Source organism: Lacipirellulaceae bacterium (assembly GCA_040218535.1).
GTDB lineage: Bacteria > Planctomycetota > Planctomycetia > Pirellulales > Lacipirellulaceae > Adhaeretor.
The window spans coordinates 986,365-1,000,694 of the sequence record JAVJRG010000005.1 but is presented as its reverse complement, the minus strand read 5'-3'; the positions used below and the strand labels follow the sequence as shown (position 1 = coordinate 1,000,694).

13 protein-coding genes are annotated in these 14,330 nt (G+C 55.8%); 7 read left to right on the top strand and 6 right to left on the bottom strand.

The annotated features are described in order from the left end of the window. Positions 1 to 262: 262 nt before the first annotated feature. From RIB44_04270 to nadE, 3 genes are read left to right on the top strand one after another with little or no spacing between them, the layout of a single operon-like run. Positions 263 to 895 (top strand): glycine zipper domain-containing protein, encoded by a 633-nt coding sequence (locus tag RIB44_04270; GenBank protein ID MEQ8615789.1) that lies wholly within the window; start codon positions 263 to 265, stop codon positions 893 to 895. Between the two features lie 46 nt (positions 896 to 941). Then, a complete protein-coding gene (locus RIB44_04265; GenBank protein MEQ8615788.1) occupies positions 942 to 2,195 on the top strand; it encodes a CinA family nicotinamide mononucleotide deamidase-related protein in 1,254 nt (417 codons plus the stop codon). A gap of 54 nt (positions 2,196 to 2,249) precedes the next feature. After that, positions 2,250 to 4,241 carry an NAD(+) synthase gene (gene nadE / locus RIB44_04260; GenBank protein ID MEQ8615787.1) on the top strand — a complete coding sequence of 664 codons (1,992 nt, stop codon included), beginning with the start codon at positions 2,250 to 2,252 and terminating at the stop codon, positions 4,239 to 4,241. A 44-nt stretch (positions 4,242 to 4,285) separates the two neighbouring features. Here nadE and RIB44_04255 read toward each other — a convergent pair whose 3' ends face one another. Genes RIB44_04255 through RIB44_04240 form a run of 4 tightly spaced genes read right to left on the bottom strand, consistent with a single transcriptional unit; the run spans position 4,286 to position 8,268 of the window. After that, positions 4,286 to 4,696, bottom strand: a complete 411-nt coding sequence (locus RIB44_04255; GenBank protein ID MEQ8615786.1) for a hypothetical protein — start codon at positions 4,694 to 4,696, stop codon at positions 4,286 to 4,288. Positions 4,697 to 4,718: 22 nt separating this feature from the next. Then, positions 4,719 to 6,890, bottom strand: a complete 2,172-nt coding sequence (gene rlmKL, locus RIB44_04250; protein MEQ8615785.1) for a bifunctional 23S rRNA (guanine(2069)-N(7))-methyltransferase RlmK/23S rRNA (guanine(2445)-N(2))-methyltransferase RlmL — start codon at positions 6,888 to 6,890, stop codon at positions 4,719 to 4,721. Between the two features lie 2 nt (positions 6,891 to 6,892). Then, complete coding sequence (locus RIB44_04245) at positions 6,893 to 7,369, bottom strand: TraR/DksA C4-type zinc finger protein (GenBank protein MEQ8615784.1); 477 nt, start codon at positions 7,367 to 7,369, stop codon at positions 6,893 to 6,895. Between the two features lie 44 nt (positions 7,370 to 7,413). Continuing rightward, a complete protein-coding gene (locus RIB44_04240) occupies positions 7,414 to 8,268 on the bottom strand; it encodes a formyltransferase family protein (protein MEQ8615783.1) in 855 nt (284 codons plus the stop codon). Positions 8,269 to 8,566: 298 nt separating this feature from the next. Between RIB44_04240 and RIB44_04235 the strand changes: the two genes are divergently transcribed. Further along, positions 8,567 to 10,090, top strand: a complete 1,524-nt coding sequence (locus RIB44_04235; GenBank protein ID MEQ8615782.1) for an AAA family ATPase — start codon at positions 8,567 to 8,569, stop codon at positions 10,088 to 10,090. Positions 10,091 to 10,145: 55 nt separating this feature from the next. Then, positions 10,146 to 11,168, top strand: coding sequence for a potassium channel protein (locus tag RIB44_04230; GenBank protein ID MEQ8615781.1), 1,023 nt, complete (start codon positions 10,146 to 10,148; stop codon positions 11,166 to 11,168). Between the two features lie 77 nt (positions 11,169 to 11,245). On the opposite strand, the gene dcd is transcribed toward RIB44_04230, so the two are convergent. Both dcd and nth read right to left on the bottom strand, forming a co-directional pair. Further along, positions 11,246 to 11,821: a dCTP deaminase gene (gene dcd, locus RIB44_04225; GenBank protein ID MEQ8615780.1), complete on the bottom strand. Its 576-nt coding sequence runs from the start codon at positions 11,819 to 11,821 to the stop codon at positions 11,246 to 11,248. A 249-nt stretch (positions 11,822 to 12,070) separates the two neighbouring features. Continuing rightward, a complete protein-coding gene (gene nth, locus RIB44_04220; GenBank protein MEQ8615779.1) occupies positions 12,071 to 12,787 on the bottom strand; it encodes an endonuclease III in 717 nt (238 codons plus the stop codon). A gap of 210 nt (positions 12,788 to 12,997) precedes the next feature. Between nth and RIB44_04215 the strand changes: the two genes are divergently transcribed. Both RIB44_04215 and RIB44_04210 read left to right on the top strand, forming a co-directional pair. Continuing rightward, entirely contained in the window at positions 12,998 to 13,399 is a 402-nt protein-coding gene (locus tag RIB44_04215; GenBank protein ID MEQ8615778.1) for a DUF309 domain-containing protein, read from the top strand. Between the two features lie 34 nt (positions 13,400 to 13,433). Continuing rightward, positions 13,434 to 14,171 carry an LON peptidase substrate-binding domain-containing protein gene (locus RIB44_04210; protein MEQ8615777.1) on the top strand — a complete coding sequence of 246 codons (738 nt, stop codon included), beginning with the start codon at positions 13,434 to 13,436 and terminating at the stop codon, positions 14,169 to 14,171. Positions 14,172 to 14,330 lie beyond the last annotated feature (159 nt).

Genomic DNA, 14,330 nt, shown 5'->3' with positions numbered 1-14,330 from the left:
CGAATGTCAGTTTCTAAAAAACACTTCCGACAGGGGAGACGCGGTACAACGTCGGCTCTTTAGCAGTTTCGGCTGCAAGCGGCCACAAATCCCGAGTTAGCTAAAGTTTACGCTCCCCAGAGGCACGATGCAAGCGTTCAAGCCTGAATGGCCGAAAAAGAAAGCATACGATGCCAAGTCAAAGGCCCTGATCTTGACCCAATAATTACTGGTTGAGACTATCCTCGGCCCCGCAACTCTCGCCCCAACAAAGGCCTTCACGATGAAAGCCAAGACCCTAGTTCTTCTCGCACTCACCGCTTGTGGCTTAGCAGCAAGCGGCTGCCGAAGCCCCTACTACGCCGACAAAGGCGCAGGCCTTGGCGCCCTAGTCGGTGCCGGAGCCGGCGCGCTCGTCGCCGATGCCACCGGTGGCCAAGCCGAATCCGGCGCACTGATCGGCGCTGGTCTTGGTGCGATTACCGGAGCAACCGTCGGCGATTCGATGGATCAGATGCAGGCGGAAAACCGTGCGGCTATTGCCGCCCAACTGGGCCGGCAAGTTCCCGCTGGCGCGGCGACCATCGACGAAGTTGTCGCGATGAGTCAGCAAGGGGTCGATCCGAGATTGATCAGCAACTACATCAAGACTTCGGGGGTTGCCGCTCCTCCTTCAGCCGCCGATGTCATCTACATGCATAACAACGGCGTGGCAACGGATGTCATTCAAACGATGCAAAACCCGCCCGCCCCACAAGCGGTCGCGGCCGCTCCGGCCCAGCCGGTCATCGTCGAAGAGCATTACTACGAGCCCGCCTTCTACGGCCCACCACCTTGCTACGGTCCGCGTCATCGCTACGGGTACCGTCACCGCCCCCGTGGAGGAGTAAGCTGGGGCGTGAGCATCACGAAGTAAGCGTCCGGCCCTTGCCTTGCCGTTCTCTTCCGCCGACACTGCCCCTATGGCTGAAGAAAACACCCTGCAGGCAGAAATCATAGCGATCGGTGACGAGCTAATCACCGGAGTTCGGCTCGACACCAACACCCAGTGGCTCAGCGAGCGGCTACTTGAATGCGGCGCGACGGTTGCCTTCCACACAACCGTCGGCGACGACTTGGCAAACAACGTCACCGCGTTTCGCACCGCGGTAGAACGCGCAGACATCGTGGTTTGCACCGGCGGACTGGGTCCTACCGCGGACGATCTGACGCGCGAGGTGTTGGCCAAAACCGCAGGCGTAGCCCTCAAGACCGACGAGCCCTCATTACGTCATATCGAAAGCCTCTTCGCCAGCCGCGGACGCCAAATGCCAGAGCGGAACCGTCTGCAAGCTCAGTTTCCCGAAGGAGCAAAGCCGATTCCCAACGAACATGGCACCGCTCCGGGAATCGCGATGAGCATCAAACGTACCAACGACGGGGAGTGCCGAGTCTACGCATTGCCAGGCGTCCCTGCAGAACTCAAACCGATGTGGTCGACTAGCATCGCCCCGGAAATCATCGCCGCCCAGAGCGAACCAAAGATCACGGTGCATCGTCGCCTAAAGTGCTTCGGCACCGGTGAAAGCCGCCTCGAAGAAATGCTCCCCGACTTAATCGCCCGCGGTCGCGACCCTGTGGTGGGCATCACCGTCAGCAACGCAACCATCACGCTTCGTGCGACAACTAGCGGCCCAAACGAAGTCGCCTGCTTGGAAAAACTTGAGCCTACGCTGGCGATCATCCGGGAGAAGCTCGGCACGCTCGTCTACGGGGAAGAAGACGACGAGCTCGAGGACGCGTTGTTAAAGCTCCTCAGTGATAGGATTCAAACTCTGTCGGTCGCTGAGTGGGCGACCGGCGGACTCATCACCGAACGCTTTGGTCTTGCGGATGAGTCAGCGGTTTTCGTCGGCGGCATCGCGGTCCGTTCTTTGAAACAAGCGGAGCATCTTTTGGGTGTCGATCTGAAGAACGATCCCAACACATCGGAGCTTGCCGTAGCCTTAGCTCAGGCTGTGCGTGAACAATCCGCGACCGACTTCGGTCTAGGATTATCAGCGTTTCCACCCGATCGCAACGAACCAAACGCCCACGTTTACGCAGCAGTAGCCACCTCAGAGGGAGTCAGAAAAACTCGTTTCGCTTGCGCCTCACACCCAGCCATCGTCCGCGCTCGCACGGCTAAGCAAGCAATGAATTTCCTCAGATTGATCCTGCTAGATAGTCAAGTTTAGCCGCAGATGGACCTCCGCGCCTCTGCGCGAGACCTTCCATGTAGAATCGAGAGCATGACAAAAATTCGCCTCGCCGCTGCTTCGCTGAATCAGACCCCGCTCGATTGGGACGGGAATCTGGAGCGCATCATCGCGGCGATCAAGACGGCACGTGAAGCGGGTGCCGCCGTTGTTTGCCTGCCTGAGCTCTGCATCAGCGGTTACGGCTGCGAGGACACGTTCTTCGCCAAGGGCGTGCAGCAAACTTCGCTCAATATGCTCCTGAAGTTGCTTCCTGAGACTAAAGGAATCGCCACCACCGTCGGCCTCCCGTTAGTGGTTGACCGAATCCTCTACAACGCAGCAGCGTTTATCGCGGACCAATCGCTTGTCGGTTTCGCCGTCAAACAAAACCTCGCCGGCGACGGTATCCACTACGAACCCCGCTGGTTCCACCCCTGGCCCACTGGAAAGGTTAGCGAAGCCGAGATTGCCGGCGAAAAGTATCCGGTCGGCGATCTGGTGTTCGATTGCAAGGGCACTCGCATCGGCTTCGAAATCTGCCGCGACGCCTGGATGAAAGAGAAACGCCCTGGCAAGCAACTGGCCGAACGTGGCGTCGACATTCTCTTGAACCCGAGCGCGAGTCACTTCGCGTTCGCCAAACAAGAAATCCGCCGCAGCTTCGCGACAGAAGCCTCGCGAGATTTTCATGTAGCTTTCGCGTATTGTAATCTGCTTGGGAATGAATCAGGTAGGGCGATCTTCGACGGGGGAACGCTCATCGCTGCTGCCAGCAATAAGGATGATGGTGGGATCGTTGCTGAAGGACCTCGACTTTCTTTCCTCGACTCGACAATGGCCGCCGCCGATGTTGACCTGGAAGCCATGCGTGCGAAGCGTGAAGAAAAATTTGGGGCAAATAAACCACATGGGGAGGTGGCTTGTGGTTTCGAGTTGCCGACCGCCCAGGAAGAAATCGCGCCGACCGTGAGGAGCCCTTGGGATGCCTCGCCCCCGCCGAAAAAAGAAGAGTTCGCCCGCGCGGTTGCCCTCGGCTTAAATGATTACTTGCGAAAGAGTCGTTCGCGCGGTTTCGTCGTTTCACTAAGCGGCGGTGCGGATTCCTCGGCAGTCGCGACGCTCGTTTGGCTGATGGTGAAGTTAGGCGTCGAGGAACTCGGCGAGCAAGGCTTTCGAGATCGGCTTTCTTACATGGGCGGACAACTGAGCGAGCATTCGTCAGCAATCGTCAATTCCCTTTTGAGCTGCGTCTACCAATCGACTCGTAACAGCGGTGACGTCACGCGCAGCGCCGCGGAATCGGTCGCCCAGGCAATTGGTGCTGAGTTTCTCGAATGGAGCGTCGACGAACTGGTCGAGGGGTACACTTCGACCGTTTCCAAAGCGATTGGCCGTGAGCTTACATGGGAAACCGACGACATCTCCCTGCAGAATATCCAAGCCCGTGCTAGAGGCCCGAGTGTTTGGTTGCTCGCAAATCTGTGTAGCGCATTGCTCCTAGCCACCAGCAATCGCAGCGAAGCGGCCGTCGGCTACGCGACAATGGATGGTGACACCTGCGGCGGTCTCTCGCCGATCGCAGGGATCGACAAGGCGTTTCTGCTGGAGTGGCTCCGCTGGATGGAAACGACTGGTCCGCAAGGAATCGGCCCGCTACCGGCGCTGTCTGCGGTCAACCAGCAAGCGCCGACCGCGGAACTCCGCCCCCCCACCGAAGGCCAAACCGATGAGGCGGATCTCATGCCGTACCCGGTACTCGACGCCATCGAACGTGCCGCGATCCGCGACCGCCTGATGCCGCTGGAAGTCTTTCAAGAGCTACAACCAAAGCTCAGTGAGTACTCCAGCGAGCAACTCGGCACCTGGATCGAACGCTTCTTCACGCTTTGGTGCCGCAACCAGTGGAAACGCGAACGCTACGCGCCTTCGTTCCATCTGGATGATGAGAATCTTGACCCAAAGACGTGGTGTCGGTTCCCAATTCTTTCGAGCGGGTTTGAGCGGGAGCTGGAAGAGTTGCGTGAATATTTGAACACGCTGTAGGGAACGCCCTCCGTGGCGTTCCGTTGCCCAGGAGTTCGACTTGATTATTCTCGCTTTTCAGAAGGATCGGTAGTCCAGCTAGGGTCACCCGGATCATGTTCAATAGGCGAATCGGCAACGGCCTGGACATACTCAGCGACTTTCTTATCAAAGTCATCTTTCGTTTCATAGCTGGGCTCAAACCGAGAACGGAGCTTCTTGAGTTCTGAAATCACGCGATCCGTGTTACCACTCTCCAGTTCTACAATCGTGTTCTGAATAAGGTCTTTACTTGCAGCACCAAAGTAGGCATTAGCATCCATATATCTGAATATGCCTGAAACCCAAGCGACCCCAAAGCACATTAAGATTGCTAATATCCCCAGAATGATTCTAATCGACCTCCGTTCTTGGAACTCGGAGTAGAACCAAGAAATCGGAAGAGCGAAAATCAGAAACAAGACAAATTCGATCATTACTTTCCGCTCCTCTTCTTGGCTAATTCTTCACAATCCGCCAACAGCGATGAATCCGCTTGTTGCGAAAATCCTCAGGCACCGTTTGCTTACTTATCTCACGTACTGTCGCACCTTCAACAGCCCCCTCGTCGAACTTGAATCGCCGCGAATTCGTTGAGAAGTAAACAACGCCACCGGAACTCGTGAGCGTGAGAATCTTCTGCAGTAGCTCCACGTGGTCGCGCTGGACATCCCAATCACGTTCAAGCCGTTTGCTATTAGAGAAAGTTGGCGGATCAACGACGACGAGATCAAAATACCCTTGCCCTCCACGGGAGATCGTGCGGTCGAGGAATTCCAACGTATCGGCAGCAACGAATCGGTGATTCTCTCCTTCAAAACCGTTTAGCTGCATGTTCTTCGTCGCCCAGTCGAGATAGTTTTGCGAGAGATCAACCGTCACCGTCTCCGCCGCGCCACCGGCAGCCGCGTAGACACTGAAGGAACCTGTGTAGGCGAACAAATTAAGGAATCGCTTTCCATCAGCAGCGTCGCGAACCATCCCGCGTGTGTTGCGGTGATCGAGGAACAAACCCGTATCTAAATAATCCGAGAGGTTCACCTTGAACTTCAGTCCGGCCTCTTCAACCACTTGCGTGAAGCTCCGGTCGCCAACGCGTTGGTACTGATCGTTCCCACGCTGCCGCGCGCGATGCTTCATGAACGTATTCCTGCGATCAATCTCAAGCGTCTTGGCGGCAGTCTTCGCCATCAGGTCCAACCAGTCAGCCTGTTGGCCCGGCGTGCGATCGTGAGGCCGCTCGAACTCTGCCATGTGCAGGCAATCATCGTACTTGTCTACGACTAGCGGTATCTCCGGAATGTCCTTCTCATAAAGCCGATAGCAATTAATCCCTCGCTTCGGCCAACGACGCAAATGACGCGCACGCTTTTGCAAACGATTGGCAAACTCCTCTGCCTGGCGATCTGCTTCGGGCGGCAGCCCACCAAACGCGGAAGGCGGTGCGACTTTGGGCGTTTGCTCTTCCTCACTATCCGCCGCGACGCTTACGGTTTCGCCTTCAACGCGCCCCCGCGGTGGCCGAGGCCCATAAAACTGATAGTACGTGCATTCAATCTGAGCGTTAAAAAGCTTCCGTCGCCGGTCTGCGTTCTGTCCAACCAGTTTCTCGAAATCAGCCCGCGAAGTGAGGATGTAATGCGACCAGGTCTTCAGTCGCCGTAAGACCTCGGGCATCGACTGGTAAAGTGCCTCGATCTCGTCATCCCAACCTAGCCGCTCGCCGTAGGGTGGATTCGTGATCAGACAACCGTACTCGCGCTTGCTCGTAAGATCGCTGAACTCCGCCTGCTGAAAGTGGATGTCCTCTGCCACTCCCGCTTGCTCCGCATGATAACGAGCCAGACTCAAAGCCTCGGGATTCTTGTCGTAGCCAATGATGACTTCTTCGATTTTTGGGAGAGCCAGGTCGGCGACTTCCTCGCGTGCCTGTTTCCAGACATCCAAGGGAATTGCTTGCCAGCGCTCGGCAAGAAAGTCTCGGTTGCGCCCAGGTGCCATGTTGCGGCCCTGTAACGCCGCTTCTATGAGAATTGTCCCCGTGCCGCAAAACGGATCGATCAACGGACGGCCATTCTTCCAGAAACTAAGTTGCACGAGGGCTGCCGCCAATGTTTCGCGAAGCTGTGCCTCAGCAGCCAACTTGCGATACCCGCGTCGATGAAGCCCGTGCCCTGAAGTGTCCAAATCAAGTGAAGCGACGTCCTGAACCAACGAGATCTCCACTGGCACCGCTGGGCCAGTCTCTGGAAGCTCGCCACCATGCTTCTCTTGTAGACGCTCGACGATCGCTTTCTTCACCGTCCGTTGCACGGCAGGCACGCTCGTCAGTTGCGACTTCCGCGAACGACCACGCACGGGAATCTCCGCGTCGGCAGATATCCATTCCTCCCAGGCGAGCGCTTTCGTCTGATCGAACAGCGCATCGAAGTCTTCCGCCGCAAAGCTCGCCAGTTCGATCAGCACCCGGTCCGAAGAGCGCAGCCAAAGATTCGCCCTGGCAATTGCCGAAGCGTCACCCTGAAAGCCAATCCGCCCAGGTCGTACGACTTTCGCTTCGTATCCAAGCGCCTTCAACTCGCGCACGACGATCGCTTCAAGTCCGAAGGCGGTGGTGGCGATGAGGTTCATGACTAAACTCGGCAAGGCGGACTACCCGTGCAGAAGAGTTTATACCGAGTGATACCTCCGCCGCGACTGGTCCGCAGTTCCATCAACGAGCCACACTTCGGGCAGTAGTCGAACTCTTCCTCAACTTCACCGCGATCTTCCGCCGATTGGCAATCGACGCAGCGTTTTGCAGTCGGCATGAATTCAAGGCGTTCAGCGGGGATCGGCTTGCGACAAACCTCGCAGATTACCGCTTGTTGCCAGTCGTCGTCATCGCCCTCAGTCGCATCGCGCGGATCAGAGATGACAAGGCCTACCATTTGGCACTCGTCGCATTTTAGCTGATCGCCGTGGCTGGCAAGCAATTCGGCCAGCATCTCGCGAGGCGGCTCCGCAGCCCTGCGGAGCAAACCCAGCTTCCGCAAACGCTTGGCGATTTCCTCCTCACCACAGATGGTCCGCCAATGGCAGCTCGTACATTCCAATTGTACAGAGAACATTCTAGTTTCCGTTAAGCTGAAAGCTGACGGCCGATAACTGACTGCTACTTCTTCGCGACGACCCGATTGAAGTGCAACTCCACCTCACCATCCACAACACGTCGCACACCCTCGGCGAGACATTCGGGTTCATTCTCGGCCTGCCCACGAGCGATAATCTCCTCCCGCGAGGTCCCCGGTGGCACGGTAAATGTAGTTTGGTTGATGATTTGATTACCTGCATCCAATTCCGGCACAATGAAATGGCATGTCGCTCCATACGTCAGCATTCGTACCGCGAACGCGTCATGGTAGGGCCGAATCCCTGGGAAGCTTGGCAACAGTCCGTGATGCAAATTAATGATTCGACCGCCCGCGTACTTCCAACAGCTCGATGGAGGCAGTACCCGCATGTAACGCGCTAAGACGACGTAATCGATCTCGTGCTCGTCACAGATTTCGATGAGCCGTTCGTCGTCGGCGTTGCCCTCACTGTCGCCAATCTGAAACCAAGGCACGTCGAACTCTTCAGCTAGCGACCGGCACTTCTTGCGGTTGCTGATCATCACCGCAGCTTCCGCGCCGATCGAGCCGCTTCGAATCCCTTCGAGTATCGCGCGTGGCGTCTCCGGTCTGAAGGTGCAGCAAACTGCCAGGCGAGGCTTGCGTCTGCCCTGTGGGGGCGACCAGGTGCGAATCGAGAGCCCGGTACGCTCACTCACCTTCTTCATATCCTGTTCAAGCGGATCTACTTGACTCGGGTCGACCGTAACTCGAGTGAGCATCGAAAAGACGCTCTCTTCGTCGTGATCGTACATCTGGATTTCGGCAATGTTCGCGCCGTGCTCAGTCGCACAATGCACGATCGGATCAGCAAGTCCACGATTGTCAGGCCCAACGGCGGTAATGATTAGTTGCATGTGTCTTGAGCCGACAGGCGTAGGCCGTCGGGTTAGAGTGTCTTGAAGTTCAACAGAATCGAACTCTCCAGCCTAGTTCCCCGCTGCGAGTTCGTCATCTGCAATTGCGGATTGTCGATGTCAGCAACGCTACAGTCCCTACAACCGTTCGTAGGAACACTCTTATATGGCTCTTAGTTTGCCGGGTCTCGCTCTGCAACCTAGCTTAAATTGCCCCACACTCGGTAGCGGGCGAAAGCTAGGGGCGAAACTCTAGCCACATTTCAAACGAATTAAGCAAGCAAAAAGAGTCACCCCGATGAGCGACCTTCAATCTCCGGCTGCCCCTGATCGTGATTCTCAGACCGATCTCGAATCGCTTTTGGCAAGAATTAATCAGCTTGCCGGAAAAGACGCGTCCAACGGCAGCATGACTCCCCCTGAGCCATCTGCGCCCAATCCCGAGGCTACGAACGCCGCAACATTTCCTACAGATCAACCTGTTACGGAAGAACCGCTTCCCTCGGCTCGCCCGGGGGCTAGCCCACCAGTTACTACGGCAGCACCTGTCGAGACAGACCGCAACGATTGGAAACCATTGGAACCGGTCAGCCTTGAAGCGGCTGGCGTCACAGAAGGTCAGCTTGAACATCTGATACTGAAAGCACTAGCTGCCTGCGGCGACCTGAGTGGCCGAGCGATCGCTGAACAACATGCCCTGCCCTTCAGACTTGTCGAGCCGGTGTTGCAAGACATGAAGACCGCGCAGTTGGTCGCTTTCCGCGGTTCGGCCCCGATGAACGACTATATCTATCAGCCCACCGACATGGGCCGCGAGCGAGCGAAGAAGCTCACCGAAGTTTGCAGTTACTTCGGCGCCGCCCCGGTGACATTGGAAGCTTACATCGACAGTGTGAAGCAGCAATCAATTGCCAAGCTACACCCAACCGAAACCGATTTGAAACGAGCCTTTGAAGACTTGTTGATCAACCCCAATATGCTCCGGCGTCTTGGGCCAGCCGTGAACTCCGGCCGCGGTCTGTTCCTCTACGGCATGCCAGGCAACGGCAAAACAAGCATCGCGGAGCGGGTCACCGCGGCGTTTGGGGACTGCATCTGGGTGCCGCGTTCGATTGGCATTGATGGCGAGATCATGCGGGTATTCGATCCGGGCCTGCACGAAGAAGCCCCACTCGAAACCACCGGCGGACCGCTCAACGACCAGGCAATTGACCTACGGTGGGTACGGATTCGCCGCCCGACGATTGTCGTCGGTGGTGAGCTGACGATGAACGAACTGGAGATCAAGGCCAGCAGCGGCAACAACGTCAGCGAAGCTTCAATCCAACTCAAAAGCAACTGTGGCACGCTCGTGATCGACGACTTCGGTCGCCAACGCATGACGACCGACGAGCTGCTCAATCGCTGGATTGTGCCCTTGGAGAAACGGTACGATTTTCTCCAGTGCGTCAACGGCAAGAAGATTCAGGTGCCGTTCGATCAATTGATCATTTTCTCAACCAACCTTGAGCCGAAAGATCTCGTCGACGACGCCTTCCTCCGCCGTATTCCATACAAAATCGAGGTCGGCGATCCGGCTGAAGAGGAGTTTCGCAAGCTGTTCGAGATCATGGCCCCAATCGTAGGCTTGCCTTACGACGCTGAATGCGTGAATTACTTGATTGAAGAACACTATAAACCAAACAATCGCCCCTTCCGCTGCTGCCAACCGCGGGACTTGCTACTGCAGATCAAAAACTATTGCCACTACATCGACCAGCCGGCACAGATGACCCACGAATACGTGGATTACGCCGTCGAGAACTACTTCGCCATCATGTAGAGACTGAATAGCTCACCAGGAACATCACAACCAAGCACTCTGGGCAGGGATCGGAATGAAAGCAGACATGCACGGCTTCTGGAGCAAAGACAACGCCGCGATCCGCTGCGCAGTCATCCTGCTGTGCGTCATCGCCGTTGGCACCTACGGATTCTGGTGCACGGAGCAAAGTTGGTCTCTTTGGAAATCCTTGTACTTCACGCTGATCACGATCACAACGGTCGGCTACGGGGACCAGGGGCTTTCTGACACTGGCCAAAAGTTTGCCGCTGTCATGCTGCTCTTTGGTATCGGTGGATTCACTTACTCAATCACAACCCTGGTGCAACTCGCGGTTGATCGCGAAGCTGCCCAGGCAAGAAAACTACTGAGGACAGTCATGCAGTGGAACAATCACGTTATCGTTTGCGGATACGGTCGCATGGGCCAAGCCATTTGCGAAGAGCTTCGCAGCGGCGGGAAGGATTGTGCCGTGATCGAGGACAACGAAGAACTCTACGAGCAAGCAATCGAAGACGGCTACCCAGCGGTCCACGGTTCGGCAAGCGAAGATGATTCACTGATCCAAGCAGGCGTCGAACGTGCCTCTTCGGTCATTACCGCGGTGAACAACGATGCAGAGAACATGTACGTCGTGGTCAGCGCGAGAGACCTCAACCCACATTGTTCGATTCTCTCGCGTGCTGAAACCACCAGTGCTGCCCGCAAGATGGAACGTGCCGGCGCTAGTTTTGTCGTGCTTCCCCATATGATGGCTGGCGAAAGCGTGGCCTCTGCCGTGCTGAACCCGCGGCTCACCTCGGCAATGCAAGCGAGCCTGAACGCGGACGATCGCTTAACACTGGGCGAGGCAGTTATTGAAAAAGGCTCGCCGCTGATCGACCAAACCATCATGGACTACGGTCGCGAAGCCGGCGACCTCGTTTTTGTTGCCATCGAAAGTGCCGACGGCACCCTAAAAATGCGTCCCCGCGGAGATCAAGTGTTCCAAGAAGGGGACGTGGTTTTCTGTGCAGGTCGTAACGAAGACTTACAAGTCATTCGCGAAGCAGCAGGCGGAAGTCTGCTGACGATCTAAGCTAGAAATAGAACGTAGCCCGCGAGCACGATGAAACTAAGAATTGGCTCGCGCGGAGCCCCGCCCGCAACACTCCCTCACTCGTGCGAACGCTCCAAACCAAAATCAAGTGCTAACTGCGGATCGTTCTTGTGCTGGGGATCGAGCTCCTGGAATAACAGGCTCGGCTGTATGTCTCGATTGTGTTGGTACTTGCTGTCGTACGGATCGAATTCGCCCGTGATCTCGTGGTAGAAGATCTGGCAAATTGGCACGCCTGCATAGATTCGCACCGGCTGAACCGCAAACATCTCAAGTGTCCAGTAGCCTGCAAAGCCGACGTCGCCAAAGCCGGCCGTCACGTGGACAAATAGCCCGAGTCGCCCTACCGAGGAACGACCTTCAATCTGTGGAACGAGATTCTTGGTGACCGTCTTCTCAGCGGTCCGCGCAAGATAGAGCTGATTCGGGCTGAGGACGATTCCCTCCTCGGGGATTTCGATCCGACGAATACGGTTCGCCTTCGCCATGTCCAGCACAACCTCTTCGTAAACGATCAACTCGTTGTGGAGCGACAGGTTGTAACTGTTGGGATTGAGCTTCTCGGGGTCGTAGGGATCGATAACGATCTCATCGCCCATCCGACGTTCAATCTCGCGTCCTGAAAGAATCATGGTCTTACCTAACTAGCAATATCGAATGATTGAACCACAGAGAGCACAGAGAACACGGAGGCTTCACGTCCTACTTTGCTCGCACCGTCAGCTCAAAATTAGCAGAGGCTTTCAATAGAGAATCGATTTCAAACAAGAACCAAAATGCTCAACGTGAAAGTACTACGTCAACCTAAAGCGATCCTCCAAAAGTAAACCTACCAGCAACTCTCCGTGATCTCCGTGTCCTCTGTGGTTAATCAACAATAACTATACCCCGATCTGCGGACAGAACTTTCTCATTGAGCAATCCTCACACTTCGGCTTCCTAGCATCGCAAATCGCTCGGCCGTGATCGATCATCTGATGCGAGAACTGCACCCATCGCTTCTTGGGGATTAAGGGCATCAGGTCCCGCTCGACTTTCACAGCGTCGGTGTTCGTCGTAAGACCTAACCTGCGGCTAAGTCTGCCAACATGTGTGTCGACGACAACTCCCGTGGCTAGGCCAAATCCGGTTCCGAGGACGACATTTGCCGTCTTTCGCCCCACTCCAGCAAGCTTCGTCAAAGCCTCCAATTCCTGTGGGATCTCGCCCTCGTGCTTCTCGACTAGGTCCTTGCAGCAGGATTTGATGTTCTTCGCCTTGTTGCGGTAAAAGCCCGTGCTCTGAATCGCCTTTTCGATTTTCTTCACCTGAGCAGCGGCAAAGTCGTCCGGTCTTGGGAACTGAACGAACAGGTCCTTGGTCACCATATTGACTCTCTTATCCGTGCACTGTGCGGAGAGGATTGTCGCGATCAGAAGCTGAAAAGGAGACTCGTGTTCCAGGGCACAGTGGGCATCCGGATAGTCGGCCTTAAGGCGTCGAAGAACCCGAGAGGCCTGTTTCTTCAGAGCGTAATGGTCTCCCAGTGGTGACTGCGCTATAGCCTGCCGCGAGGACCTCGACGACGCTGAATTCACTGCTGTTTTTCGTGGTGCCATGACGCAATGAGGAGAACAAACAGCCGAAAACGAGACGAAGAGTCTGGTGAGAAAGTATTCTGTCGCATGGCTCAAGCCTGTCAAGCAGGGACAGCGAGTCACATTGACAATCGCTCCCTTCTGGCCGTGGAACCCGCGGCTGCCTATACTTTCTCAGACGCCTGCTGCCCCTAAACTACCTTTCAAGCGGGCCCAACACACCAGTTGCGTATGTCTACCGAAGCGTCTCCGTTCGATCCTCTTTATCTCAAGGGCATCGAATACTTCAACGAGTGTGAGTTCTTTGAGGCTCACGAAGTATGGGAAGAACTCTGGACGGAATACCGCGGAGATCTCAGGAAGTTCTATCAGGGACTGATTCAGACCGCAGTTGCGCTGCACCACTTCGGCAACGGCAATATTCGAGGTGCCAAGAAAGTCTATACGTCGAGCTGCAAATACTTGGAAGAGTATCGCCCAGGTCGCCAGGGCCTCGATCTTGAAGCCTTCCTCACTCAGTTTGAGAAATGCTTTCGCGAAGTCCTTGATTCTGAAGAAGAGTATCCGTCAATCGAAATCGATCCCGAAACCATCCCCGAGATTCACCTCGACCCGAATCTCGCCGAAGTCTGATTAACTGAATCAACCGACCCTCTGAGATATCCCCATGCTTCCTTGGAACGGAGAGGACCTCTGCTTTGACGAGTCACGCTTCAGTGGCAAAGTGCGTCTGTTTCCGCTGCCCGACTTAGTGATGTTCCCACATGTCGTTCAGCCGCTACATATTTTCGAGCAGCGCTATCGCGAGATGCTACGAGAGGCACTTGACAGCGACGGCCTCATCGCGATGAGCATTCCGGTTCCTAGCTCATCGCCTTTGATCGATGAGGATCGTCCCGACCTAGAGCCATACGCATGCCTGGGAAAAGTGGTCACTCATCAACGGCTCGAGGATGGTCGCTACAACCTGATGCTGCTTGGCGTTCGTCGTGTGCGCCTTATTGAGGAGCTACCTCAAGAGCGAACTTTTCGTGAAGCGAAAGTTGAGCTTCTCGACGATTTCGAATCGGACATCAGCTCAGCTAGTCGTGATGCGTTGCAAAGTCAACTCACCGAATCATTTCGCACAGCCCTACCGTCAGGCTCACTTCCCAGCGATGCTGTTAGCGAACTCCTCTCCTCCGACATCCCGCTCGGGGTGCTCACAGACCTTGTGAGCTTCGCACTTCCCTTCTCAGGTGAGATTAAGCGGCAACTACTGGGCGAAAGCAATGTGGATGCTCGGGCGAATCTATTGCTCCAGGCTCTTGGGGTGAAGCCTTCTGCTGATTCTGCGAGTGAACCGCTTCAAGCCGCAGCGATTAAGGCTGCAATGGGCTTCCCGCCGCCGTTCAGCAGCAACTGAGCGCATTAACAGCCTTCCCACACTAGCCCACATAGCCCCTAGCGCAAGCTAGGGGTTATTCAGTGGACGCTTCCTCTCGCTCAAACCCCTAGCTCGCGCTAGGGGCTAGGTTGAATCGTACAGGTTACACAGCGAAAGGGCTTTCGATTGAAGGCCCTC

Coding starts and splice junctions, on each gene's coding strand:
- RIB44_04270 (MEQ8615789.1), top strand. CDS start 263: ATGAAAGCCAAGACCCTAGTTCTTCTCGCACTCACCGCTTGTGGCTTA.
- RIB44_04265 (MEQ8615788.1), top strand. CDS start 942: ATGGCTGAAGAAAACACCCTGCAGGCAGAAATCATAGCGATCGGTGAC.
- nadE (MEQ8615787.1), top strand. CDS start 2,250: ATGACAAAAATTCGCCTCGCCGCTGCTTCGCTGAATCAGACCCCGCTC.
- RIB44_04255 (MEQ8615786.1), bottom strand. CDS start 4,696: ATGATCGAATTTGTCTTGTTTCTGATTTTCGCTCTTCCGATTTCTTGG.
- rlmKL (MEQ8615785.1), bottom strand. CDS start 6,890: ATGAACCTCATCGCCACCACCGCCTTCGGACTTGAAGCGATCGTCGTG.
- RIB44_04245 (MEQ8615784.1), bottom strand. CDS start 7,369: ATGTTCTCTGTACAATTGGAATGTACGAGCTGCCATTGGCGGACCATC.
- RIB44_04240 (MEQ8615783.1), bottom strand. CDS start 8,268: ATGCAACTAATCATTACCGCCGTTGGGCCTGACAATCGTGGACTTGCT.
- RIB44_04235 (MEQ8615782.1), top strand. CDS start 8,567: ATGAGCGACCTTCAATCTCCGGCTGCCCCTGATCGTGATTCTCAGACC.
- RIB44_04230 (MEQ8615781.1), top strand. CDS start 10,146: ATGAAAGCAGACATGCACGGCTTCTGGAGCAAAGACAACGCCGCGATC.
- dcd (MEQ8615780.1), bottom strand. CDS start 11,821: ATGATTCTTTCAGGACGCGAGATTGAACGTCGGATGGGCGATGAGATC.
- nth (MEQ8615779.1), bottom strand. CDS start 12,787: ATGGCACCACGAAAAACAGCAGTGAATTCAGCGTCGTCGAGGTCCTCG.
- RIB44_04215 (MEQ8615778.1), top strand. CDS start 12,998: ATGTCTACCGAAGCGTCTCCGTTCGATCCTCTTTATCTCAAGGGCATC.
- RIB44_04210 (MEQ8615777.1), top strand. CDS start 13,434: ATGCTTCCTTGGAACGGAGAGGACCTCTGCTTTGACGAGTCACGCTTC.